16 protein-coding genes and 1 pseudogene are annotated in these 20,927 nt (G+C 64.7%); 12 read left to right on the top strand and 5 right to left on the bottom strand.

Going from position 1 to position 20,927, the window contains the following annotated elements; all coding sequences use genetic code 11:
* Positions 1 to 6: 6 nt before the first annotated feature.
* From QM693_RS05805 to QM693_RS05795, 3 genes are read left to right on the top strand one after another with little or no spacing between them, the layout of a single operon-like run.
* Positions 7 to 1,242 carry an MFS transporter gene (locus tag QM693_RS05805; RefSeq protein WP_283333373.1) on the top strand — a complete coding sequence of 412 codons (1,236 nt, stop codon included), beginning with the start codon at positions 7 to 9 and terminating at the stop codon, positions 1,240 to 1,242.
* Positions 1,243 to 1,288: 46 nt separating this feature from the next.
* Positions 1,289 to 3,052, top strand: a complete 1,764-nt coding sequence (locus QM693_RS05800; protein WP_283351695.1) for a CocE/NonD family hydrolase — start codon at positions 1,289 to 1,291, stop codon at positions 3,050 to 3,052.
* A gap of 25 nt (positions 3,053 to 3,077) precedes the next feature.
* The gene (locus QM693_RS05795) at positions 3,078 to 4,007 is read left to right on the top strand and encodes a poly(ethylene terephthalate) hydrolase family protein (protein WP_283333371.1); all 930 of its coding nucleotides are present in this window, start codon (positions 3,078 to 3,080) and stop codon (positions 4,005 to 4,007) included.
* 987 nt (positions 4,008 to 4,994) lie between these two features.
* On the opposite strand, the gene QM693_RS05790 is transcribed toward QM693_RS05795, so the two are convergent.
* Together QM693_RS05790 and QM693_RS05785 are read right to left on the bottom strand one after the other, a co-directional pair.
* Positions 4,995 to 6,122, bottom strand: a complete 1,128-nt coding sequence (locus QM693_RS05790) for a metal-dependent hydrolase family protein (RefSeq protein WP_283351694.1) — start codon at positions 6,120 to 6,122, stop codon at positions 4,995 to 4,997.
* Positions 6,123 to 6,277: 155 nt separating this feature from the next.
* Positions 6,278 to 7,768, bottom strand: coding sequence for an AbgT family transporter (locus tag QM693_RS05785; protein ID WP_283333369.1), 1,491 nt, complete (start codon positions 7,766 to 7,768; stop codon positions 6,278 to 6,280).
* Between the two features lie 206 nt (positions 7,769 to 7,974).
* On the opposite strand from QM693_RS05785, the gene QM693_RS05780 reads away from it, so the two are divergent.
* Entirely contained in the window at positions 7,975 to 9,039 is a 1,065-nt protein-coding gene (locus QM693_RS05780) for an Lrp/AsnC family transcriptional regulator (protein ID WP_283351693.1), read from the top strand.
* A gap of 393 nt (positions 9,040 to 9,432) precedes the next feature.
* On the opposite strand, the gene QM693_RS05775 is transcribed toward QM693_RS05780, so the two are convergent.
* Together QM693_RS05775 and QM693_RS05770 are read right to left on the bottom strand one after the other, a co-directional pair.
* A complete protein-coding gene (locus QM693_RS05775; RefSeq protein WP_283351692.1) occupies positions 9,433 to 10,758 on the bottom strand; it encodes a metal-dependent hydrolase family protein in 1,326 nt (441 codons plus the stop codon).
* Between the two features lie 73 nt (positions 10,759 to 10,831).
* Entirely contained in the window at positions 10,832 to 12,154 is a 1,323-nt protein-coding gene (locus tag QM693_RS05770) for an MFS transporter (protein ID WP_283351691.1), read from the bottom strand.
* Positions 12,155 to 12,319: 165 nt separating this feature from the next.
* Here QM693_RS05770 and QM693_RS05765 point away from each other — a divergent pair, with 165 nt between their 5' ends.
* From QM693_RS05765 to QM693_RS05750, 4 genes and pseudogenes are all read left to right on the top strand, one after another.
* Positions 12,320 to 12,616, top strand: coding sequence for a putative quinol monooxygenase (locus QM693_RS05765; protein ID WP_283333365.1), 297 nt, complete (start codon positions 12,320 to 12,322; stop codon positions 12,614 to 12,616).
* A 39-nt stretch (positions 12,617 to 12,655) separates the two neighbouring features.
* Positions 12,656 to 13,489 carry a MurR/RpiR family transcriptional regulator gene (locus QM693_RS05760; RefSeq protein WP_283333364.1) on the top strand — a complete coding sequence of 278 codons (834 nt, stop codon included), beginning with the start codon at positions 12,656 to 12,658 and terminating at the stop codon, positions 13,487 to 13,489.
* Between the two features lie 255 nt (positions 13,490 to 13,744).
* A pseudogene (locus tag QM693_RS05755) lies at positions 13,745 to 13,825 on the top strand (SDR family oxidoreductase); the annotation flags it as partial.
* A gap of 168 nt (positions 13,826 to 13,993) precedes the next feature.
* The gene (locus QM693_RS05750; RefSeq protein ID WP_283333363.1) at positions 13,994 to 14,263 is read left to right on the top strand and encodes a hypothetical protein; all 270 of its coding nucleotides are present in this window, start codon (positions 13,994 to 13,996) and stop codon (positions 14,261 to 14,263) included.
* A gap of 374 nt (positions 14,264 to 14,637) precedes the next feature.
* On the opposite strand, the gene QM693_RS05745 is transcribed toward QM693_RS05750, so the two are convergent.
* Positions 14,638 to 15,549 (bottom strand): hypothetical protein, encoded by a 912-nt coding sequence (locus QM693_RS05745; RefSeq protein WP_283333362.1) that lies wholly within the window; start codon positions 15,547 to 15,549, stop codon positions 14,638 to 14,640.
* 374 nt (positions 15,550 to 15,923) lie between these two features.
* Here QM693_RS05745 and QM693_RS05740 point away from each other — a divergent pair, with 374 nt between their 5' ends.
* The 4 genes from QM693_RS05740 to lpdA are packed head-to-tail and all read left to right on the top strand — an operon-like array spanning position 15,924 to position 20,895.
* Entirely contained in the window at positions 15,924 to 16,889 is a 966-nt protein-coding gene (locus QM693_RS05740) for a thiamine pyrophosphate-dependent dehydrogenase E1 component subunit alpha (protein ID WP_283333361.1), read from the top strand.
* A 14-nt stretch (positions 16,890 to 16,903) separates the two neighbouring features.
* On the top strand, positions 16,904 to 17,935 hold the full coding sequence (locus tag QM693_RS05735) for an alpha-ketoacid dehydrogenase subunit beta (RefSeq protein ID WP_105423492.1): 1,032 nt from the start codon (positions 16,904 to 16,906) through the stop codon (positions 17,933 to 17,935).
* A gap of 2 nt (positions 17,936 to 17,937) precedes the next feature.
* The gene (locus QM693_RS05730; protein ID WP_283351690.1) at positions 17,938 to 19,473 is read left to right on the top strand and encodes a dihydrolipoamide acetyltransferase family protein; all 1,536 of its coding nucleotides are present in this window, start codon (positions 17,938 to 17,940) and stop codon (positions 19,471 to 19,473) included.
* Positions 19,474 to 19,482: 9 nt separating this feature from the next.
* Positions 19,483 to 20,895, top strand: a complete 1,413-nt coding sequence (gene lpdA, locus QM693_RS05725) for a dihydrolipoyl dehydrogenase (RefSeq protein ID WP_283351689.1) — start codon at positions 19,483 to 19,485, stop codon at positions 20,893 to 20,895.
* Positions 20,896 to 20,927 lie beyond the last annotated feature (32 nt).

The following is a 20,927-nucleotide window of genomic DNA, read 5'->3' as shown; positions in this document are numbered from 1 at the left end:
GCCCCGATGGCTTCCCTCGTCCCGCCACCGCTCCGTCGGCGCAACTTCGCCCTCTATTTCACCGGCCAGATCGCCTCCAATACCGGTGTCTGGTTCCAGAACCTGGCATTGAGCCTGTGGATTGTCGAGGAAACCGAGAGCGCCCGCGCACTCGCCCTCGTCACGGTATGCCAGTTCGCACCGATCCTGCTGCTTTCCGCCGTGGCCGGTGCTGCCGCGGACACGTTCCGTCCCCGGTCAATCCTGTTCGTCACCGCGGCACTGTCCTCGCTCGCCGCGGCGATGCTCGCTCTTGCGGCGAGCTCCGGCATCGACCACCTTCCCATCTTGCTCGCAATCGTCGCGTTCTCCGGGGTGGTGCAGGCGTTCGACCGCACGGCGGGCCAAGCATTCCTGTTCGAACTCGTCGGAGCACGTGAACTCGGGGTGGCGGTATCGCTCAATACCGTTGCCCTGTCGGCGGCCCGGTCGATCGGCCCGGGCATCGCCGGCATCGCCTACGCAGTGGCCGGTCCGGCCACGTGTTTCGGCATCAACGCCGCGACCTACGGATTCGTGATCCTGGCGATGTGTTCGATGAACGCGAAGCGGTTCGTGGCGCGTCCCGTTCGACCCGCCGACTCGGACGAAGCGCGCAGTGCCATCGGCACATTACTGGCCGACCGGACGTTGCGGAGACTGTTCGCGACCAACGTCGCGGTGACAGTGCTGGCGATGAATTTCATGGTGGTCGTCACGGCGATGGTGACCATCAGCCTCGACGCCGGTGCCCCGCAGCTCGGTGCCGCGCACGCACTCAATGCGGTCGGCGCGGTCGTGGGTGGACTCGTCGTCTCCACGCTGGCCCAGGTGCGTCTCCGCGTCGTCGCACTCGCCACCATGGTCCTCGGCGGCGCGCTGGCCTGCGCGGCACTGTCTCCCAATATTGTTGTTTTCCTTGTTGTTTCACCCATTATCGGTCTAGGGTTGGGTGCATTCCAAAGCTCGTTGGGCAGTGCCGTCCAGACCCTGAGCCCGTCCCATCTTCTCGGCCGGTCCTCGGCGCTGCTGACCATGAGCAGTGTCGGTGTCGCCCCCGTCGGGGCGATCATCGCCGGTTCGATCGTCGACGGTGCGTCCGCGCGCTGGGCAATGGCCGTCGGAACACTCGCCTGTCTGGTGTGCGGTGCGGTCCTCGCGCGCACGCCGCGCACTACCCGTCCGCGCACTCGCACGGACGACAAGCGTCCTGCCCGAAGCTGACGTTCGGCCGGCTGGACGCGTTCCCGCAACGTCCTCGGAGGAAATGATGTCGAGAATTCGCTGGTTTCTCGCCGGTCTGATCGCAGTTGCCGTCGTGGCCGGCCTGGCGGTGGTCGTGCCACGAATCGGTGAAAGTGGGGAGATTGCAGCAGATTTTGCCGAGTACGCGCCCACCCCGCAGTTCACCGAGCGCACCACCGAGACGTTCTACGTTCCGATGAGCGACGGAACGAAGCTGGCGGTCCTGCTGCACAGGCCGGCCGAAAACGGGCAGGCTGTCGACGGACGGTTCCCGGTGATCTGGCATCACAAGCTCGACATCTATCCGAGCCCGAAGGACGGTGTCGGCCCGAAAGAGGCCGGTTACTCGAACCTCACGTCCATGTCCGACCAGGGCTACGTCGTCGCGCAGGTCGCACGCCGCGGTAACGGGCAGTCGTTCGGGGTGCGCCGCGGATACCACGACCGCGTGGAGGCGCAGGACGCCTATGACGTCACCGAGTGGCTCGCCACCCAACCGTGGTCGAACGGGCAGGTCGGGGTCTACGGCTGCTCGAACACCGGCGATGCTGCCATGCACGCCGTCAGCATGCGTCCGCCACACCTGAAGGCGGCCTTCGCGGGCTGCTTCTCGTGGAACAAGTACGACGCCATGCGCCGAGGCGGCATCGCCGCACAGTGGGGATACGGCCCCACACGCAAGGTAGAGGACGATCTTGCACTGACCCCGGTCTCCGGCGACGACGACAAGACTCTCCTGCGCCAAGCCGCCGAGCAGCACCAACTCTCCACCCCGCTCGCACAGATGTGGGCAGGTATGCCCTACCGCGACGACTACTCGACGCTGGTGGGATCCCGCTTCTGGGCCGAAGGCAGCCTGAGCACCTACGCCGATCAAATCCGGGAGTCACAGGTGCCGCTGTACATCGTCGGCGGCTGGCGCGACGAATTCCGCGACCAGGGCATCGTCACGGCACTGAACACCTCCGGATCGAAGCTGCTGATCGGTCCCTGGCGGCACTGCGAGAACCCTGGTCTGGCACTCGTTCAGGAAGCGCAGCGGTTCTTCGACTTTCACCTCAAGGGCATCGACACCGGCATCGACGAAGCACCCCCGATCCGATACGCCATAGTGGACTCCATCGACGACCCCACCGGTGACATCGGCTGGCGCACAGCCGAATCGTGGCCACCAACCTCGTCCGGGCTCACCGACTTCGCCCTCGGCGGCGACGGCGTCCTGGGTTCCACCGCGCCCGGGACATCGCGATTCACGGTCGACACCGTAGTGGAGTGCCCCGACGCCGGCGAGGGTTCTACCGTCCAGCCCTGCCACGTCCCCGGCGCCGGGGCCTTCTTCGTCGGGGCAGCACTCGAGAAGGACACGGAGGTCACCGGCACCCCGATCGCCGACGTGACCGTGCGCGTTGACCGCGACGACGCCCACATCTTCGCCTACATCGAGGATGTCGCACCGGACGGCACGGTCTCCGTGATCACAGAGGGCCGACTCACCGCATCGCTGCGCGCGGAGACCGAGGCACCGTACGAACTTCCCGCGGAAGTGCCGTTCCACCGGTCGTACCGGGAAGACGCGCAACCGCTCACACCGGGCGAGGCGACCCGGATGCGGTTCGACATCCTCCCGATGTCGTACGTGTTCCGCGCCGGCCACCGCATCCAGGTCACGGTGACCGGTTACGACCACCGCGAGACGATCCCGCTGCCCGATGCACAAGGGTCGACCGTCGAGATCGTGTCCGATCCGAGCTCCCCGTCGCTCGTCCAGCTTCCCGTCGCTCAGTCCTGACCACTTCAGACTTGAAGGAGACAATATGCGCTACAACCATCTACGGGCGGTATCCGCGCTGGCCGGATTGTCAATCTTGGGAGGCCTCGCCCTGACCGGGTGCTCCTCGGCAGAATCTACGGCGTCGGCGGAGGAACCCGCAGCCGCCGCCTCATCGCGGGACGACTACCACGCGACGGTGCGGGAAAGGACGAACGGACTCGACGGGCACACCGTCTACCATCCTGCTGACCTGAGTGCGTTCCCCGACAGCAGTGTGCCCGTCCTCGCGTGGGCCAACGGGGGCTGCCGGACCAGCAACATCGCGGTCACCAGCTTCCTCAGCGGGGTGGCCGCGCAAGGTTACATCGTGATCGCGAACGGTGCGCTCGACGAGTTGCCGGTCGACCAGCTCCCCGATGACACCCTCGCGCGACCGGATCGGCTGACCGATGCCATCGACTGGGCCGTCGACTCCGACGAGGCGGCCGAACAATTGGGCCACAAGGCCGACAGCGACAAGATCGGGGTCATGGGCACGTCCTGCGGCGGCGTCGAGGCGCTCCTGGCCGCGGCGGATCCGCGCGTGAAATCGGTAGCGGGACTGAACACCGGCTTCTTCCCCAATAAGCGATTCGGGTACGAGCGGAACGCGCTAAACGACATCACGGTGCCGACACTGCTGTTCAACGGCGGGCCGGCGGACCAGGCGACGAAAAACAGCGTCGAGAACTTCGACCTGCTCACCGTTCCCACCGTCCTGGTCAGTCAGGAGACCGCCGGGCACAGTGGCCTCACCTACGGGCTCAGCGGCACCGACACCAGCGCGCAGATGATGATTGCCGGCTACGGCATGGTGGCCGACTGGTTCGATTACACCCTGCACAACAGCGAACCGACGAAGAAGCAGTTCGTCGGCACGGACTGCGGATTGTGCACGGAGCCGGGATGGGCAGTGCAGACGAAAAACCTGTAGACGGTGGTGCCGAAGCGTACCGCAATCGACGTCAGGGCTCGAGGCCCGTACCCTCCGCCGGCAATCGCCAACGTGCGGTTCCCGGCAAGGGTCGGTACATCGGAGGGCGGTCGCGCTTGATGACCGACGTGATCGGCGATTTGTAAGCCGACACCGACGCGACCGCTGTGTCTCCGCAGAGCGGGGTGGTGCATCCCGAACGTGCAATGCAAAAGTGTACTGAGCTGCGGTGTCGACTTAGTCGCACGTAATGAATTTCTACGTCACTCACCCCACATACTGGCAGAGACCTACAGGCCCCTCTTCAGCCGTGAGGTGTGCAGACCTCCGGTGACACGACGGTGAGGCAGTCCACTCCCCCGCGCGGCCTCATCGGCGGCTCATGAGAGTCAAGTGTGCGGAACTGCCCGCAGCAAGCCGGATCAGGTGTGATTTGAGGTCCCTCTTGCGTGTGATTACTGGTCAATCAGTTCGTGGAGCTACCAAGGCCCGCATCATCGCTCGCTATAGGTGAACACCCCTCCGCCCATCCATCCATCCACGTTCGTGACCGGATGGGGCCTCGTCGACGCATCGGTGTCACCGCATGCGACACGCGAGCACAGAAAACTGTCACCTTCCTCATGGACGCCACCGACGGCCCAAACGTCCACGCGAACCGAATCTCGCTGTCCGCGGCCGACGCATCCAACACCGTCGAACTGATCTTCAACGGACACGACGTTCTCCACGCATCAGTCATCCAGGCCCATCTCGGGTGTTTCAGACGTCCGTTCCGGCGCTGAGCTGCGGAGATGACGTGGTCAGCCGTACGACACCCGCGACCGGACCCCAAGGCAGCCCTAGGGCCGTAGAAGCTGGCGCAGGACACCCTCCAAACCGCCCTGCACTGAAGGGTTACCGGTGTCGCTCGGCGTCCTGCCGAGCGACACCGGCGCGCGCAGTTTTCGGTGGACTGCGCTCGATCCACCCGCATGAGACCCGCTCTTAATTGTCTGGTCGGTTCACGAGCTGACCATCTTTGACGACGGCTTCGAGGTAGCGATCCGGTTGAGCCAATACGACTGCGTCCTCGAGGGGATCCGCATCCCAGATGAGCAGGTCGGCGTAGGCGCCGGGTGTGAGAATTCCGATTTTGTCGGGCATTTGGAGCAGACGTGCCGCGACTGTCGTGGCGGAGCGAATGATCTGAGTCGGTGACTGCACCTTGCTGCGGATGCGGAATTCCTCGCTCTGATACTTATGCATGCCTCCCAGGAGGTCTGACCCGAACGCGATGTTCACGTCGGCGTCCGAGGCTCGCCGCAGAGCATCGATACTGCCTTCGAGCACTTCTGCGACCTTCCGCCAACTGGTTTCCGAAAGTCCGTGTTCGCGACCCTCGCGTTCGAGTGCCCAGTAGGTGACCAGAGTGGGCACAAGGTAGGCGTTCAGTTCCTTCAGTAGGACGATGCTGTCATCGTCGAGTAGGTTGCCGTGTTCGACGCAGCGAGCTCCGGCGCGTAGTGCTCGGTTGATGGCGGCCGGGGCGTAGGCGTGGACGGTCACGTACGAGCCGACGGCGGTTGCTTCTGCGACAGCCGCTTCCAGTTCCGGTATCGAATACTGAGTCGAGTTGATGTGGTCGGTCGGCGAGGCGACACCGCCCGATGCCATGAGCTTGATGTGGCTGGCGCCTCGGCGTAGTTCCTCTCTGACCGCCAAGCGGACGTTTTCGACGCCATCGACGACACGACAGGATCCACCGCAGTAGGGATGGTCGTCGGATGCCTGAACTCCTGGGGAGCGCTTGTCGCCGTGGCCGCCGGTCTGGCTCAGTGCCTTTCCTCCGAAGATCAGGCGCGGGCCGCGGATCAGTCCTTCGTCGATCGCGCGTGCGAGACCGAAGTCGGCGCCCCCGACATCGCGGACGGTTGTGAACCCGCGGGCGAGCATGTTTCCGAGGATTTGTGTGGCGCCGGCGGTGACGTAGCTCGGTGGCAGCGTTCTGAGCAACGTGGTGTCGGCGGTGACCGCGGTGGAATGGACGTGGCAGTCCACGAAACCGGGGAGAATCGACCGGCCACGCGCATCGATTACGGCGCAGTCAGGCGGTGGCTCGATGCCTTGAGCCATTTCTACGATCTGTCCGTTCCGGGACAGTAGATCGACCGAGGCGTATCCCGTGCAGTCTTCGGTGAGCACGTTTCCGTTGCGAACGAGCAGGTATGACACCTGTTTCTCCCTTTTCGAGGTGAGGCTGCGCGCCACGATCGGCGCGTGCGGGGCGGTTATCGGACGGGGTATCCGGGTCCGAGGGGAATGCCGAGGATCCACCACATGACAAACAGCAGGACCCAGCCGAGGAACATCGCCATCGCTATCGGGGCGGTCATGGCGGCGAGGGTTCCGATTCCGGCATTCTTGCGGTACTGCTGGACGAATCCCAGGGCCAGGATGAAGTAGACACCCATGGGTGTGACGACGTTTGAGCATGAATCAGCGATGCGATACAGCGCTTGTGTCGTCTGCGGGGGAATGTCGAGGAGCATCAACATCGGCACGAAGATGGGTGCGATCAATGACCACATCGCCGATCCGCTGGTAATGATCAAGTTGATCAAGCTGACGAGGATGAGTAGTCCGGCCGCGATCACCAGGGTGTGCGCATCGGCGGCCTTCAGTAGGCCTGCGCCCTGCACCGCGATGACCTCGCCGATGTGGGTCCATCGAAAGTACGCCAGGAACTGGGACACTGCGAAGAACAACATCACGATCGGCGCGATGTCGCGCAGACCCGCCGTGATCAGCTCGGGTATGTCGCGGCTGGTACGCACCGTTCCCACCGCCATGCCGTAAATGGCACCGGTGACGGCGAACATCAGCGACAACACGACTGCAATCTCGGATACCACTGGGGATTCCAGCAGTGCGCCGCCCTCTCCGCGCAGCGGTGACCCGGACGGGAGCAATGCCAACCCGATCAGCATGAGCAGTATGGCGGTACACACCGCACTGTTACGCAACCCGCGCCGCTGGTCCGCGGTCAGGCCGCGCGCGTTGATTTCGTCCTCGGTCTCGGCAGGCAGGTCGTAACCGTCTTGTTCGACGCGTTTGGCGATGAACAGTTCGACGACCAGCGTGATGATCAGGGCAAGTACTACTGAGGAGGCGAGGGAGAAGTAGTAGTTCGCGACCGGCCCGACTGTGACCGCGGAGTCGATTGTGTGCGCGGCCGCGGTGGTCAGGCCGGACAAGATGACGTCGGTCGGAGTTATCAGTGGGCTGGCATCCGTGCCGGCCGATATCGACACGAACGCGACCACGATACCGAGGATGGGGCTGCGACCAACTGCCCGATACACGATGGCGCCCAACGGAATCAACACGATATATGCAGCATCGGACGCGACATGCGCGATCATGGCGGTGAAGGCCAGCCCGAAAGTGACCATCTTGGGCGGCACCCGCAGCACCGCCGCACGCAGTGCAGTACTCAGGAGTCCGGCTTTGTCCGCGACCGCAACCCCGATCATGATGACCAGCGCGTTTCCCAGAGGCGGGAAGGTCACGAAATTCTCGACGGCAGTGCTCAGCGCCATCGTGATTCCGTCCGACGATGCCAAGCTGCGAACGGCAACCGTGTCTCCGCTCCCGGGCATTGCAACGCTCACCGTGAAGGCAGCAAGCAGGGCAGATGCCGCAGCCAGGACCAGGCTGAGAATCCCGAACAGCCAGAACGGATGTGGAAGCTTATTTCCCACCCGTTCGACAGTGGACATGAACCTCATCAAGGTTCCAGTCATGAGCCCGTCGCGTCGGTCAACAATCTGCACGCTTCCTCCACCCTTTCGAATGCAACAATCAGCAACTTTATCGACCTTTGGAGAAACGTCAACCCTCTGGTAGTCAATTAGTGCATCATTCAGTCATTACAGTCTGGTTGACTGAGTAGGGCATCGACACGCGCTCCACTAAGATCGACGGTGTGCCCGACCACGAACGCCTCGACGAAGGCATCAACGAAACCGACCTGGACCTCATAGCCGCACTGCAGTGGTCACCGCGTGCCGGCGTCCGGGACCTCGCCGAGGTTCTCGGCGTCAGTTCCGCGACGGTCAGCCGACGCCTGAATCGCCTCATCGACAACGGCCACCTCCGGGTGGTCGCCCAGATCAATTGGTCCGCCCTGGACGAGGTACCGCCACGCTATGTGTGGATGTCCGCGGAACCGAAACTGGTTGCGTCGCTGGCGGCCGAAGTCTCGCAGCTGGAGCAGACGCAGTACGTGGCGATCACCACCGGGCCGAGCGACATCTTTGCAATCATTCAACCGCGAAACCGCGCGGATGGTGCGGATCTGCTGATCGATACACTCAGCGGCCTCGACGGCCTGGTCTCCAGCCGCACCGACACCGTCCTCAAGTCCCACAGAACAGCAGCGGAATGGCGGCTCAATCGACTCAGCCGGGAACAGTGCGATCGTCTCCAAGGCACTCGTGTTTCCGAGACGGTTCAGTCCGCGACACTGACCGAAGAAGCGTGGAGGGTGGCACGCCTCGTGCGACGAAACGGACGGATCGGGGCGACCGAGGTCGCGCGGGCCCTCGACCTTCCGCAGTCGACTGCGTACCGGGTGCTCCTAGGTCTCCTCGACCGGGGAATCGTGACCCCCCGCGTCGAAATCGAACCCGGGCTGATCGGCTACCCCATCGATGCGCTGATCAATCTGACCGTCCAACTCGGTGAACTCACCACCATCGCCGGAATACTCAGCAAGCATCCCTCGGCACGATCGGTTGCGACGGTGGCGGGAACAGCATCACTGACCTATATCGGGAGCTTCCGTTCCGAGCAGGACGTCGAGCGGTTGATAACTGACGACTTGGCTAGCCTGAGTGGAATCAACCACATCGAAGTCTCCATGGTCCAACGAGTCCTCAAGCGGTACTGGATTCGCCGAGACGGGGTGCGACTTCTCGACGATGCCCTGAACTTTCCGTCGGTCAACGATGCCATCGCCGACCCGAGATCGGTCGGTAACCTCGACTGAACAGCACTGCTGCGGCCTTCGCTCGAAGATCGCCGGGAAGGTCCGGCACCACCGGCATTCGTCCCGCCGAACGCGCGGCCGCGACAGCGGCGACCCGCGAGTAGGTCAAATCTATTGTGCAGCCGACGTTTCCTACTACCGCCTGGGCGCGATGCAGATGCGGTGTGGCCGCTGGTGCACGGTCTGGCGTTGATACACCTCGACGGGACGTTCGATGCCCTCGCCGCCGAGCCTGTTGCCGACTGGGTCCGCGCCGCGGTCATGCCATCCTCGCGAATCGGACTCGTTTGCGGCCCCGTCCGCCCCAAAGCCATGGCCTCACCTACCCCATACCGATTCGAGGCGACGACCAGTCGGCCGGCACTCACTACGGATCTCCACTCCTCTTCGAACCTATCGAGCTTCGGCGGCGATCCGATCCGGAATTTCGTGCGCATGCGTCATCGCTGTTGCGGAGCAGATCCCATCGGCCGCCCGGTACTGCGGCCGAGCTGTGGCGATGTCGGTGACGGTGCCGCCGTGGATCACGTGACGCAGGTGCCGCTCCGGTGTAGTGAGGACCGCGAGGTCCTGTTCCGGATCGCCGTCCAGCACGAGCAGGTCCGCGAGAGCGCCCGGGGCGAGGGTGCCGATCTCTCGCTCCATACCGAGAAGGCGCGCAGCGGTGCTGGTGGCGCTGCGTATCACATCGATGTTCGGCTGGACGCGCGCACGGATGGTGAACTCGTCGAGTTGGCGTGTCTGCAGGTCACCGAGCAGGTCGCTACCGTAGACCAGGTTCACTCCTGCCCGGTGGGCCTGCTCGAGCGCGGCGACGGCCGCGGTGCGTACCTCGTCGAGCTTTTTCAGTGATCCTGCGGAGAGGCCGGACGCCGCGCCGGCCTCGTACATCGCCTCGTAGGTGATGATCGTCGGTACCAGGAAGGCGTCCTGTTCGACGAGCAGACGGATCGACTCGTCGTCGATGAGGTTCCCGTGCTCGACGCATCGCACCCCGGCCTTCAGCGCCTGGTTCACCGCGCGCGGGTGGTAGGCGTGCACCGTGACGTACCGGTTGTGATTCTCGGCCTCCACCACGGCGGCACGTATCTCTTCCGGCGTGTACTGAACTGCTGAAATCTCATCGGTCGGGGACGCGACCCCTCCGGAGACGACGAGCTTGAGATGATGCGCGCCCTTACGGAACTCGTCGCGGGCCGCGTGCCGCACGGCATCGACGCCGTCCGCGATGCGTCCGAAGTCCGGTTTGAGCTGACAGCAGGGCTGCGAGTCGTCGTTGAGAGAGCGGAAGTCGCCGTGCCCACCTGTCTGCGAAAGCGCCTTGCCGCCGAAGATCAGTCGCGGCCCGGGGGCCAGGCCCTCCTGCAAGGCACGTGCCATGCCATGGTCGGCACCACCGACATCGCGCACGGTGGTGAAGCCACGACGGAGCATGTCGCCCGCCGATCGCAACGCCCTCACCGTCGCGTAGCCCGGCGTCCATTGAGCGCGATCGGCGGCATCTGTGGAGGTCACCAGGATATGCACGTGGGCGTCGACCAAGCCGGGCATGACGGTGCCCCCGCCCGCATCGATGACTCGAATGTCACCGGCCGTTGCCGGGGCTTCCCCCGCACCGCTGGCGGCGATCCGCCCGTCGGCGATGTCGATCCACACATTCTTCTGACGCTCTCCCGTCGAGGGTTCGAGCGTGTGGGCGTTTACTACCCGAGTGCGCATGGCGTCTCCTTGAAAGTTCTCGATAGTTGACGCGGCGGCAAGGAAGCGGTCCTCAGCCGCCGCTCGATGGGTGTCAGTGGTCGTCGGGCTTGCTCTCGTCGAGGCTGCGGCCCGAGGTGCGTGCGCCGAAGGCCACCACCACGGCTACGGCCAGGACCAGGGCGCCCACCAGGACCAGGAACACGTTGATCCATCCAATGCGCGCGAAAAGGTAGCCGATAGCGATCGGTGCGGTGATCGCTCCGAGACGGCCCACGGCCGAGGCTGTGCCCATGGCCGTGGCACGCACCGCGGTCGGATAGAGCTCCGCGGTGTACGTGTAGTACACGCCAGCCGCCCCATTCGTGAACGCCGCCAGCAGGGCGGAACCGAGCACGAGGACCGGCGTGGTGTCGGCGAAAGCCACGACGATCGCACCGCTCGTCGCTCCGAGTGCGTAGACGGCGAGGAGCCACTTCCGCTCCATCCGATCGATCAGCACGCTGGCGACGTAGTAGCCGGGAATCTGTGCGAGAGAGGTGACGAGAGCGATGAGGAAGGAATTCGTCAGCGTGATTCCCTTCTCCAGCACCAGAAGCGAGGGAAGCCACGAGGAGAATCCGTAGTTGACTCCGATCAGAATGAACCACAGCAGCCAGATCATGATCGTCGTGCGGGCTAATCCTCCTGTCCACAATCCGGCCAGCGGAGCGAGCACACCCCGCTGCGGGGCAACCGGGGGCGATGCGAATGCAGCACCCTTCGCGGTGTCGACGGTGACCGGTGGAGCCCCCGCCGGCGTGACGCCGGATTCGCGTTCCATCTTCTCGACCACGTCGGCCGCCTCCTCGATCCGGCCTTTGGCCAGCAGGTAGCGGGGCGATTCGGGGAGCTTGCGTCGCCACCACAGCAGCAGGACCACCGGAAGCGCACAGAGGACCGCGGCGATCCGCCATCCCACCGCGGGGTGGGGAGAGATGACCAACGGAGCGACCAATCCGGCGAGGACGTAGCCGAACGCGAGGAACCCGACGGTCCTGGTGACGAACTTGCCGCGGACACGAGCGGGGAGGAACTCGGAGATGTAAGGGGCGATGAGCGCGGTCTCCGCGCCGATTCCGATACCGGCAAGCGCACGCCAGATGAACAGCTCCGGCAGGGAGGTCGCGGTGCCCATCAGCAGGCTGCACGCGCAGAAGATGAGCAGCGACGTCATCATCAACTTCCGTCGACCGAAGCGGTCGGCGAGAACACCGGCAACCAGCGCGCCGACCAGATACCCGAAGAAGATCGACGACAACAGCCATCCGCCGACCTCGGCGGGGATGTGCCAGATGATGATGAGCGCGGAGAGCGCGTAGCCCATGAGGGCGCCGTCGAACGAGTCGAAGGTGTAGCCGAGGCCGCCCATCAACATCAGACGCCGGTGAGGTTTCCCGGGTTCCAGATTATCCAGTCGCGCCAGGAGGGCAGCGTTTTGCGTTTCTGTCGCACCCGCAGAGGTGGTCATGTCGATCTCCGTTCACCGTCGTTGCGGCGCAACATTAGATGCATGACGGTGATCTGTGCAACACTTTGTTTCATGAGCGTGCTCACGATCCTCACCCTTCACGTGCCCCGGGAACGCAGCGGCGACGTCGTCCGCTACTACGCGAGGGCTCGCATACTCGAGGAGTCAGGAGCCGTATCGGCCCAGCTCTGCGTGACATCGGACGATCCCGGCACCGTGGTCGTCGTCGCGAGATGGCCTGATACGTCCGCGTACGAGGCCTGGCAGGCAGCCCCCGCACGATCAGAGTTCTCGCAAGGAATCCTGGACGCTGCGGGTGATAGCGTGACAGCGACCAGCGAGGTGTTTCAGGTCGCCATCGACACTTGAAAGCCCATGTCGTAGATCCAGTGGAAGAGGCGCTCCGAGGTGACGGTTGGGACGATGCTCGCGCAACGGACGGAACGTGCAACCCTGGGGGCTCAGGCAGACCGGGTCCTCCAGGTTCTCGCGCAAATGCCGCAGTTCGCCTCCTACGCGTCCGCGCGCGAAGTCGCCGAGCGCGCCGGGGTGAATGTCTCCACCGTCGTGCGGACCGCCCAACAACTCGAATTCGAGGGGTGGAGCGACCTCAAGAAGGCGCTCCGCGCCGAATACCTCACCTCGCTCGTCACAACGAGCCCCGAGCGCCCCATGTCAACTGATGCCGCCGCGCAAATGCTGAGGCAGGACGCGGCAAACCTCGCCACCGCCTCGTCCGCGGCCAACATCGCTGCCATCAAAAGCGTCGCTGAGGCGATCAACGCGGCTCGCCGCATCGTCGTGATCACCACCGGATCCGGGGCAGGCCCCGCTCAGGTCCTCAGTTACCTGGCATCCATCTACGGATATGACATCCACGTCGCGGCAGGCCCCGCAACGTCGCAGGCAGTATCGGTGTCGCAGATGGACGAACGTGACTGCCTCATCGTCATCAACGTGTGGCGCCTCACTCGTGCACTGCGTGGACTGACCCGACTTGGACGCGAGAGGGGCGCGTCCATCGCCGTTCTCACCGACCTGCACTCGTCTCCCCTCAATGCGTACGCCGACCACGTCGTGATCACCCCGATCGAAGGCATCAACGCGACCCCGTCGCTGACAGCCATGGTCGCTGTCGTGCATGCCATCCTCGCCCAGCTCGAAAGCTCCGGTGCACGCTCCTCGGTCGGACGCATCGAACAGGCCTGGGAAACTCTCGACCTCATGGACGATCACCCCTAGGGCGCCGCACGCAATTCACCTCAGCCATCAACCATTTCGACCATGGTGGTTGACGGCCTGCCCACCTTCGAGTCCCAGACCTTTCGGCAAACCTGCGGGAAAGAACGGTCTCGACGCCGGTCTGATGAGGGCTGGGCAGCGAGTTTTCACGTACCTCTTGCGATCCGTCGCAGCCGCCGATCACCGCGGACGTGATCCGAGCCCTGCGGTCCACCACCCCGGCCACCGTGACGCCGCCACGTCGTCGGCGTCGCAGCCGTCTTCCTCGCCTCGGCCGCATCCTCCTACGTCACCGGCACCGCCCTGTCGGTCGACGGTGGATGGCTGTCCCGATAACACCGCGACCACCACTCGGAGGATATCCCGCGGCATCGACCCTGCAGAAGCATCCCCTGGACCCCGCCGACACGGAGTTGGTCGCGTCGGCTTCGAATCTTGGGAGAGCTCTGCCTGAACTCGACGGCACCACCAAATCTTCCCTGCGCACATCGAATCGTCACGCTGATGAACGACAACGAGATAGCGGTCGAAGGCATCGCGCCATTCGAGGCCAAGCCCGCGAAGACCGGTCTCCATCTGCCATTCGGCTCGCAAACCAATCATATCGACGCGTGCCTCGGCGTGTTCTGTCCCGGCGTGCCGAGGTTCATCGGCAACACTGGAAATTCTGTTGTGGTTGAGTACATCTGGCTGAGGATGGATGGCGCCTTCGGCACCGTGAAGGTCAACGGGTCGCTCAGGGCGAGAGGATGGTCGCCACCCACAACGTGGTGAGATGATGCCGACGGTTCATGACGCCGCACGGTGGCGGGATCGGCCCCACGTATCGGCAGTTCCGCTTCTCCCCATATTTCGCGCTGGCCCAACGAGACTGCCGATACCAACCTCTTCATGGCTGGTGAGGTGTTCGCCAACCTCGACGCTTTCGGGAAGTTCTGAAGAACCCAAATCCGTTCGAGTGTGTCCCGGATCGAAGTTCGATGACGAGACCCCCGGGGGGGAACCCCGTTCGCCTCGGCCACTGCGATTCCCGGCGTCGGGGTCAACCTCGGCGGATCGGCGCAGGCGGTCACCCGATGGCCGAGAACGGCAGCTCCCTCCGCCAGCTCACCTCTGCGCGGTCGATCACAGCCCGTTCTACCTGTGGATCACTGGAAGTAGGACGCATAGTCGCTGAAAGGAACCTGGCCGGTGGGGCTCGAGTGTATTGCGTCGGCGACCGGCGACGGGATGGGAGTCCAGTGGGCAGGCATCGCGGCCGCCAGGGAAGGATTCAATATGTAGAGCAGGGCAAAATTCACTATCCAGAGCGGCGGCGCCATCGACATGCCTACCTCCGAACTCACACCCCCCTTGGTGTTCGTCACCAGTTGAGCTGCGCCCGAAATCTGTTGCGCTGCGAAGCCGTAGACCGCTTGCACCGTGTACGCCGACCGGTAGAGCGCTATCAAGGTTCCTGTCGCATCGTTGTTCCTCAACCAGGTGCCCACGAACCCACCGGGAGCGATCAACGAGTTCACCTGCCTTGTCGGGGCGTCCGCGTTGGCCGGACTCTCCAGCAGTCCGCTGGTGTTCACGTAGAGCCCGTAGCTGGCCAGAACCGACGGTGTGGGGTGGCCATCGACGTTGGAATACACGGGACGGCCGTTCGTGTTGGTGAGGATCTGGGCGCATGCATCGATCACCTCGGCGGCTTCGCGGCTGCCGCCGACTCCGCCGCCGCTGAGGAGGTCGCGATACTGCTGTTCGGATAACGCGTCGGCCCTGGTGAGCCCCACCTGGCCGGCAATCTCGTCCGCCGCTTGCTGACCGAGTGGCTGGTTGAGCTGCCCAGGGTTGGTCACCTGCGTCGGAGCCAGGCTCTCGTAGCCGGGTGCCCCGGCGAAGGGGATCGCGAACCCGGTGTCGACGGTGTCTGCCGCTGCCGGGTCTGCGCTGGCTGTCTGGGTCGCCGTCAGGGAGAAAATGCACACTCCCACCAGTGCCAGTACCGAGATGGTCCTGCGAGGGGAGGTTGCTCCGCGTCGATGGCCCGGACCCGCTAACCCTGTGCCGCGCATACGTCAACCTCCCGGAACACCATCGGGCGAGCCCACACCAGCTTGCGTTCCAGTCAAGCGCCGTGATCAATGCCGTGTCAATCCCTCCCGACTACGAGTCCTTCACCTCGGTCTCGATGACCCGAGTGCCGCCATCAAGGGCGGCGATCACGTTCGGAATATTGACCCTGACGAGCTTTCGACGAACCTCGACCGCGTCGTTGTTTCGCATCCCTCGATCGAACCATTGCAATCGGCTGCAACGTATATTGCGCACGTCATATCTCCCTACATTCATGACCCGGGTTACACGAGGCACGAACCGTTCCGACGCCGCGGCGCGATCGGAGCGGGCTCGACGTAGCCGGCGACAACGGACAAACCAAGGGAGTGCAATGGCGCTGAACAAGAACTCGCTACTGAGCGCGTATCGGAAGATGTCCGAGATCCGAGCGTTCGAAGACCGCCTACACGAAGAGAACGCCACCGGCGACATCCCCGGCTTCATTCACCTGTACTCCGGTCAGGAAGCCATTGCCGTCGGCGTGTGCGAGAACCTGCAGGACACCGATTACATCGGATCCACCCACCGCGGCCACGGGCACTGCATCGCCAAGGGGTGCGACCTCCACGGGATGATGGCGGAGATCTTCGGCAAGGACGACGGCCTCTGCCACGGCAAGGGCGGTTCCATGCACATCGCCGACCTGTCCGTGGGCATGCTGGGCGCGAACGCCATCGTCGGCGGGGCACCCTCCCTGGCCATCGGCGCGGCGCTCAGCGCGAAGACACTCCGAAACGGCGGCGTCGCGGCGTCGTTCACCGGCGACGGCGGTTCCAACCAGGGAACCGTCTTCGAAGCCATGAACATGGCTGTCGTGCTCGACCTTCCCATCATCTTCGTCACCGAGAACAACGGATTCGGTGAGGCCACCGGACGGGACTACGCCGTCGGCGCACCCAGCATCGCCTCCCGCGCGGCATCCTTCGGCATGCCCGCCGTCACCGTCGACGGGACCGATTTCTTCGCCGTGTACGAGGCGACCCGTGAGGCCGTCGAGCGTGCCCGGATGGGAGGCGGACCCACGTCGATCGAGGCGATCGCGTACCGCTGGCACGGACACTTCGAAGGTGACGCGCAGCTGTACCGCACCGCGGATCAGGTCGCGGAACTGCGCAAGACGAAAGACCCGCTGCTGAACTTCCGCAATCACCCGGACAGCAGGAAGGTGTCCGCGAAGGAACTCGACGCGATCGATTCCGACGCACGAGCCCGCGTGGACGACGCCGTCGCGAAGGCCCGAACAGCCGAGTATCCGCCGTTGGCAAACCTTCTGACCGACGTCTACGTGTCGTACTGAGAGTGAGAACAGAAATGACAACGTCGAAGACGACGTACCGCGAAGCAATCAAGGCCGCGCTCGCCCAGGAGATGGAACGCGATGCGACGGTAGTGCAGATCGGTGAGGATCTGCGTGGTGGTCAGGCGGGGACCAACCCGGAACTCGAGTCCGGGAAGCTCGAGGCGTTCGGTGGTGTGCTGGGTGTGACCAAGGGTTTGTGGACCGAATTCGGTTCCGACCGGGTCATCGACACCCCGATCACCGAGTCCGCGATCATCGGCATGGCGGCCGGCGCCGCGTTGACCGGGCTGCGTCCGGTCGCCGAACTGATGTTCATGGACTTCTTCGGGGTCTGCTACGACGCCCTCTACAACCAGGCCGCGAAGTTCCGCTACATGTTCGGCGGGAAGGCCCGCACCCCACTCGTGGTGCGCGGCATGATCGGCGCCGGATTCTCGGCGGCGGCGCAGCATTCGCAGTCCCCGTACAACGTGTTCGCCGCCGTCCCCGGCCTCAAGGTGGTAGCCCCGTCCAACGCGTACGACGCCAAAGGCCTTCTCATCCAATCCATTCGCGATGACGACCCGGTGGTGTTCTGCGAGCACAAGACGCTGTACGACCTGAAGGGCGAGGTGCCCGACGAGCCGTACACCATCCCGTTCGGCGTAGCCAACTACACCCGGGAGGGCACGGACGTCACCATCATCGCGCTCTCGGCCATGGTGAATGCCGCCAACACGGCCGCCGACAAACTTGCCACGGAGGGCATCTCCGTCGAAGTGGTCGACCCGCGGACCGTCTCACCCCTCGACGAGGAGGGCATCCTCGAATCCGTCGCGTCCACCGGGCGGGTGGTGATCGTCGACGAGTCCGCGGCACGATGCGGATTCGGCCACGACGTCGCAGCGCTGATCGCCACCAAGGCGTTCGGCTCGCTGAAGGCACCGATCGAACTGGTCACCCCACCGCACACCCCGGTGCCGTTCTCCCCCGTGCTCGAACAGGCATGGCTTCCCGACGCGGCACGCATCGAGGCCGCGGTACGCAAGGTGGTGACCGCCTGACCATGAGTGACATCAAACTGATCGAAGTTCCCAAATGGGGCCTGTCCATGGACGAGGGCACCGTCACCGAGTGGTTGATCGACGAAGGAACGTCCTTCTCGAAGGGTGATCTGATCTGCGAGATCGAGACCAGCAAGATCACCAACGAGTTGGAGGCGCCGTTCGACGGAGCGCTGCGGCGCATCGTCGCCAAGCCCGGTGCCACGTTGCCGGTGGGTGCGGTCCTGGCCGTGTCGGCCGACGCGGCCGTCTCCGACGCCGAGATCGAGGAGTTCCTGACCGGCCTCGGAACGGATCACGTCTCCGCATCCGAGCCCGAGCGGTCACCGGGTGGACAGCTCATCCCCGAGGAACCGTGCGTGACATCCACACGGTCGACACCGGCGGCGCAGGAGTCGACGAGGACTCCCGGCACCACCACCGTCCCGGATTCGCTACGGGGACAGACGAAGGGTGACGTGTTCGCGACACCACACTCCCGCCGATTGGCAGGTGAGTTGTCGATCGACCTGGGCCGTGTGACCGGGACCGGCCGCGAGGGCCGGATCTCCGTCGCGGACGTCCACGACGCGATTCGGTCGGCGGGTGGAACCGTCGCGGAAGCACCGTCTCCGACCCGATCGGGTGTGCCCGGACGCTCGTCCGAGGACGACGGCGGTGTCGACGCGACACCGGTGGCGCGTCGACTGGCGAAGTCCCTCGGCATCAATCTGCACGATTGCCGGGCCACCGGTTCGCGGGGACGCGTCTGCGAGGCGGACGTCCAGGAAGCCGAACGGACGTTCCGGCTGCTTCCCAATCCGGTGGCGGCGTCCACTGGCGCAGCGGACGCCCCGCAGCACGCGGCACCCGAGTTCGAGACGATCCCGTTCAACTCGATGCGCAAGGCGATCGGGCAGCGTCTGCAGGAATCGAAGCGCAACGCTCCGCACTTCCGCCTCACCGTGGACCTCGAGATCGACAATCTCCTCGCACTGCGCAAGGAGATCAACGCGACCGTGCCCTCGGTCAAGCTGTCGGTCAACGACTTCGTCGTCAAGGCGTGCGCGGCGGCGCTGCGCAAGGTACCCGACGTCAACGTCCAGTTCGACGAAGCGGCCCAGTCGGTGCTGAGATTCTCCGCCGCCGACATCTCGGTGGCCGTCGCCTTACCGTCGGGACTGATCACGCCCATCGTTCACGGAGCCGAGAACAAGAGCCTCGCCGAGATCTCCCATGAGGTCCACACATTGGTGACGAAAGCCAAGACCGGCAAGCTGACCCCCGAGGAGTTCCAGGGCGGCACGTTCACCATCTCGAACCTCGGCATGTTCGGTGTGCGCGAATTCGACGCGATCATCAACCCACCGCAGGGCGCAATCCTCGCCGTCGGTGCGGGGCAGCAACGGCCGGTCGTCGTCGACGGTCGGGTGGAAGCCCGCACCGTGCTGACCGTGACCCTCTCGTGCGACCACCGGGTGATCGACGGCGCCCTCGGCGCGACGTTCCTGCAGGAACTGCGGCGCCTCGTCGAGTCACCCGCGTTGATGCTGGTCTAGGGAGTATTGATGACTGACAAATACGACGTCCTGGTGATCGGAAGCGGCCCCGGCGGCTACGTCGCCGCCATCCGCGCCGCTCAGCACGGACTCCGCACCGCGGTGATCGAACGGGACCGGCTCGGCGGTATCTGCCTCAACTGGGGGTGCATCCCCACCAAGGCGCTGCTCCACGGTGCCGACGTCGCCCACACACTGGCCAATCTGCGTCCCCTCGGATTCTCCACCAGCGGTGTGAAATTCGACATGGCGCAACTGGTCGAATTCAGCCGTGGGGTGTCGGGCCGATTGTCCGACGGCATCGGATATCTGATGAAGAAGAACGGTATCGACGTGATCACCGGCACCGCACGCCTAACCGGAAAGGGCGTGGTGGGGGTTCGGGAGGGCGGCCCGGACTCGGCGTCGCCGCTCACCGAGTACCGGGCCGACCACATCATCCTGGCCACGGGTGCGCGCCCGCGGTCGGTGCCCGGGGTGACACCGGACGGCGACCGGGTCTGGACCTACTTCGACGCGCTGGTTCCCCCGGAGCTTCCGAAGTCGTTGCTGGTCATCGGCTCCGGCGCCATCGGCGTCGAGTTCGCCAGCCTCTACCGCGATCTGGGCAGCGAGGTCACGCTCGTCGAGCTGGCACCGCAGATCATGCCCGTCGAGGACGCCGCGGTGGCCGGTCACGTGCGCCGGCAGTTCGAGAAGCGCGGGATCGCCATCCACACCGGCGCCTCGGTATCCGAACTCATGGTCGGCGCGGACTCTGCAACCGTGACGGTGAGATCGGCGGACGGGACCCTCGGACAGCACGTCGTGGACCGGGTCCTGGTCGCCGCCGGCATCCAGGGCAACGTCGAGAATCTCGGACTCGAGGACCTCGGCGTCGACGTCGACCGCGGCTTCGTCACCACCGATCAGTGGTGCCGCACCACCGCATTCGGGATCTACGCCATCGGAGACGTCGCCGGCGCCCCGTGCCTCGCCCACAAGGCCGGCCACGAAGGCGTGCTGTGTGTCGACAAGCTGGCGGGCGCCCCGCACGTGACCCCGCTGGACAAGGACTATGTGCCCGGATGCACGTACGCCCGGCCCCAGGTTGCCAGCCTCGGCCTCACCGAGGACCAGGCGCGGGCGACCGGTCGTTCCCTGCAGATCGGGCAGTTCGATCTGCAGGCCTCCGGCAAGGCACTCGCCATCGGTGAAGCCGACGGCTTCGTCAAGACCATCTTCGACGCCGACAGCGGCGAGTTGCTGGGCGCCCACATGGTCGGTCCCGACGTCACCGAGCAGATCCAGGGTTTCGGCATCGCCCGATCTCTGGAGGCAACCGGTGACGATCTGGCGGAAGTGATCTTCGCGCACCCGACGCTGTCCGAGGCCATGCACGAATCGGTCCTGTCGGCGCTGGGTCGCCCGATCAATATGTAGCAATCCCGCCGAGCCGTGGTCGCCCTCCGGCA

Source organism: Rhodococcus sp. IEGM 1305 (assembly GCF_030058635.1).
GTDB classification, from domain to species: Bacteria; Actinomycetota; Actinomycetes; order Mycobacteriales; family Mycobacteriaceae; genus Rhodococcus_F; species Rhodococcus_F opacus_D.
Note: the sequence above shows the minus strand (reverse complement) of the source record. Positions and strands in the feature narration are given on the sequence as shown.

Excerpts from the sequence above, each read along its gene's own strand:
- QM693_RS05730 (WP_283351690.1), top strand. The coding sequence starts at position 17,938 with ATGAGTGACATCAAACTGATCGAAGTTCCCAAATGGGGCCTGTCCATG.
- QM693_RS05770 (WP_283351691.1), bottom strand. The coding sequence starts at position 12,154 with ATGTTGATGGGCGGCCTCGGCTACACCTTCGACTCGTTCGACGGCGCC.
- QM693_RS05790 (WP_283351694.1), bottom strand. The coding sequence starts at position 6,122 with ATGGCTCAAGGCATCGAGCCACCGCCTGACTGCGCCGTAATCGATGCG.
- lpdA (WP_283351689.1), top strand. The coding sequence starts at position 19,483 with ATGACTGACAAATACGACGTCCTGGTGATCGGAAGCGGCCCCGGCGGC.
- QM693_RS05735 (WP_105423492.1), top strand. The coding sequence starts at position 16,904 with ATGACAACGTCGAAGACGACGTACCGCGAAGCAATCAAGGCCGCGCTC.
- QM693_RS05800 (WP_283351695.1), top strand. The coding sequence starts at position 1,289 with ATGTCGAGAATTCGCTGGTTTCTCGCCGGTCTGATCGCAGTTGCCGTC.
- QM693_RS05740 (WP_283333361.1), top strand. The coding sequence starts at position 15,924 with ATGGCGCTGAACAAGAACTCGCTACTGAGCGCGTATCGGAAGATGTCC.
- QM693_RS05785 (WP_283333369.1), bottom strand. The coding sequence starts at position 7,768 with ATGTCCACTGTCGAACGGGTGGGAAATAAGCTTCCACATCCGTTCTGG.
- QM693_RS05750 (WP_283333363.1), top strand. The coding sequence starts at position 13,994 with ATGAACGACAACGAGATAGCGGTCGAAGGCATCGCGCCATTCGAGGCC.
- QM693_RS05745 (WP_283333362.1), bottom strand. The coding sequence starts at position 15,549 with ATGCGCGGCACAGGGTTAGCGGGTCCGGGCCATCGACGCGGAGCAACC.
- QM693_RS05765 (WP_283333365.1), top strand. The coding sequence starts at position 12,320 with ATGAGCGTGCTCACGATCCTCACCCTTCACGTGCCCCGGGAACGCAGC.
- QM693_RS05795 (WP_283333371.1), top strand. The coding sequence starts at position 3,078 with ATGCGCTACAACCATCTACGGGCGGTATCCGCGCTGGCCGGATTGTCA.
- QM693_RS05805 (WP_283333373.1), top strand. The coding sequence starts at position 7 with ATGGCTTCCCTCGTCCCGCCACCGCTCCGTCGGCGCAACTTCGCCCTC.
- QM693_RS05775 (WP_283351692.1), bottom strand. The coding sequence starts at position 10,758 with ATGCGCACTCGGGTAGTAAACGCCCACACGCTCGAACCCTCGACGGGA.